The organism is Candidatus Poribacteria bacterium, assembly GCA_021295755.1.
Lineage (GTDB): Bacteria > Poribacteria > WGA-4E > WGA-4E > PCPOR2b > PCPOR2b.
Map to the genome: position 1 here is coordinate 5,967 of JAGWBT010000229.1, position 1,020 is coordinate 6,986.

Consider the following 1,020-nt stretch of genomic DNA (forward strand, 5'->3'; position numbering starts at 1 on the left):
TGAGCAGGCGATTCCTCTTCTGAGACGCGGACTTATTGAAAGCTATTTATCAGCACCCCTCAGTTAATTCACGATTAACATTATCTTAACACTTTCTTAACAATTATATGTTATTATATAGGTAATGATTGCGGACAGTATTTTTTTGAAGTCAAAGGCCCACGCACGGAGTTCAAAGCTGATACGCATCGCGCTAATAAGCTTTTGTGCCAAAATTGAGAGGGTACATGGATGAAGATAAAGTTTATCGGCATTTTCCTACTAGCCCTAGTGTTGATCCTAGGATTGCTTCAGATTGAAGCGATCGGCAACTTAAATCCAATCTTCCATTCCATCGCTGTATCGGTCCGTCAAATGGTCGATTGGGTATTGGCTGCATATTCGCCAAACACTATTATTTTGAGAGGCGAACCGGAGTTACTCAACGTTGATACAGTGCAAGATTACTTCCCAAACTATGTTAAAAAATCGACCCTGCCGCAATACGATCAAGAAGATGCACAATCGGAGGAGCAGACGAATGTGAAGGGTTCGATGTGGGATTTTTCGAGAGACGATTCCAGTAATACGTCGCAAACTTCTCCGACAGAGGAAGCGGCGTCGAGAAGGCTGCGGCTTTTGCAGGAGATCACAGAACCAGAAGACCCTGTAACCGATCTTTTCCCCGAAACCGAATGGTATGATGCCGTCGATTTGGATGCGTACGATTTCACAGAACTTCTGACAACGGAAGAGCCAAACGAGGAAATTCATCCAACTGAAACATTAGACTCAGATGTTGTCCAACCCCTGCTAGATGAGATAAAATCGCAGATTGATCAGAAATTAGAGTCAGAAGATCTGAGGTGACAGAGGAAAAGTGCAGAGAGTCCGGATTATCAAAAAACCCTTTAGGTCTAAGCCCCAAGCATTTATGCTTGGGATACAGATTGCTTTAGCACGTTTTATGCTTGAAATCATGTGTGAAAAAAGGTATAATTTTTTTGTCTTTCGTGGGTAGGTCTTACGCCACCGCTCGGT

Annotated in this window: 1 protein-coding gene; it reads left to right on the forward strand. The window is 43.1% G+C overall.

The window, feature by feature from the left end; all coding sequences use genetic code 11:
• Window positions 1-231 precede the first annotated feature (231 nt).
• Window positions 232-849, forward strand: a complete 618-nt coding sequence (locus J4G02_22470; GenBank protein MCE2397276.1) for a hypothetical protein — start codon at window positions 232-234, stop codon at window positions 847-849.
• The last annotated feature ends 171 nt before the right edge of the window (window positions 850-1,020 follow it).

Bases quoted from the DNA above. Each gene is read 5' to 3' on its own strand.
- J4G02_22470 (MCE2397276.1), top strand. From the start codon at position 232: ATGAAGATAAAGTTTATCGGCATTTTCCTACTAGCCCTAGTGTTGATC.